Source organism: Paraburkholderia sp. SIMBA_054, assembly GCF_046534875.1.
GTDB lineage: Bacteria > Pseudomonadota > Gammaproteobacteria > Burkholderiales > Burkholderiaceae > Paraburkholderia > Paraburkholderia hospita.
The window spans coordinates 1-256 of record NZ_JAWRXV010001171.1 but is presented as its reverse complement, the minus strand read 5'-3'; the positions used below and the strand labels follow the sequence as shown (position 1 = coordinate 256).

The window sequence follows — 256 nt, the reverse complement described above, 5'->3', positions numbered from 1 at the left end:
CGACACGCAGCAGAACGTCGTCGCCATTCGAAGAGGCCATCAAAAAGCTTGCTGCATTCGTGCTGCGCCGGCGCGAAACTGCATTTGCCGGCGAGTCGCGGCTTGCCGCCGCCATCGCGCCGAGCGAGTCGAAAATCCCCGGCGCAGCGAATCCGTGGATCGATCAGCGCACAGGCGGCGAGATCGTCATCCAGAAGGTCTCGAAGAGCTTTGGCGCACTCGAGGTGCTCGACAACGTCTCGCTCACCATGCGTCC

General features: G+C 62.9%; 1 pseudogene. It reads left to right on the top strand.

Annotated elements, in window-relative coordinates:
• Positions 1–256, top strand: a pseudogene (locus SB822_RS58825) (ABC transporter ATP-binding protein); the annotation flags it as partial.